Raw genomic sequence first — 971 nt, 5'->3', positions numbered from 1 at the left:
ACGTCGCCGAGCCCGGTGACGGCGAGCCCGTCGCCGCGCCCGGACGCGGTCGCGAAGCTCGCGACGGCGTCGCCGCGGCGGGTCTCGCGGACCTCGTCGGCGGCGGCGCGCACGGTGTCGTCGACCTGCTCGGGCACCGTGCCGCCGGTGTTCTCGATCTCGGCCATGATCCCGGCCGAGGCCGGGGGCAGCTCGTCGCGCAGGCGGGCCCGGGACTCCGCGTCCCCGGCGACGACGAGCAGGCCCGCGTTGCCGGCCCGGACGGACTTCTCCACCTGCTCGGCGACGGCCTGGGCGTTGCGCTTCCAGGTCTCCTCGACCCGGGCGTCCGCGGTGCCCTCTCCGGGGCCCGCGGTGCTCGCCTTGTGGACCGGGCCGCCCGAGTCGGTCGACACCTCGGAGACCGTGCCGTCCACACCGCGGACCCGGCCACCGGTCCGGTCGACCGCGACGACGACGGTCGCCACGTCCTCCCCCACGGCGCCGAGCACGCCCAGCAGGTCCGGGACCGCACCCCAGGCCGCGGTCCCGCGCTCGGGCGGGAACTCGGTGTGCCGGTCGAGCAGGACCCGCGCGGCGTCGGCGACGAGGACCCGCCCGGCCGTGCCGTCGGGGGCGTCGGCGGCGGTCACGGCCTCGTCGAGCACGGCGAGCGCCGACTCGTCGGCACCGTCGTCGGCCAGGCGCTCCCGCAGCTCGCGCCAGCGCAGGCGGTACTGCTCGGTGGCGTCGGCGGTGTCGTGCGTGGCATCGAGCACGACGGTCGCGAAGGGACCGTCGCTGTCGTTCAGGGTTCGGATCCAGTCGGTACGCATCCCCCCGCACCTTCCCGGCACACACGGCGGCAAACCTGGCGCGGCGGCTCAGGTGGACCAGGCTCCCGCGGCGTCGGCGAGGGCGTCGACGACCTCACCCGGCAGCGGCCCGGCACCCCGGGCGGCGGCCGAGAGCGCCCCGGTCACCCGGCCGTC

The 971-nt window shown here is 77.7% G+C and carries 1 protein-coding gene; it reads right to left on the bottom strand.

The genetic code is table 11. From position 1 onward, the window contains the following. Nucleotides 1-815, bottom strand: an 815-nt coding sequence (locus GTW08_RS04700; RefSeq protein WP_161151462.1) for a hypothetical protein, incomplete at its 3' end; no start/stop codon positions are given. Nucleotides 816-971 lie beyond the last annotated feature (156 nt).

It is taken from the genome of Pseudonocardia sp. SID8383 (genome assembly GCF_009864975.1).
Taxonomy (GTDB): Bacteria; Actinomycetota; Actinomycetes; order Mycobacteriales; family Pseudonocardiaceae; genus Pseudonocardia; species Pseudonocardia alni.
This window is presented reverse-complemented; position numbering and strand designations above follow the sequence as displayed.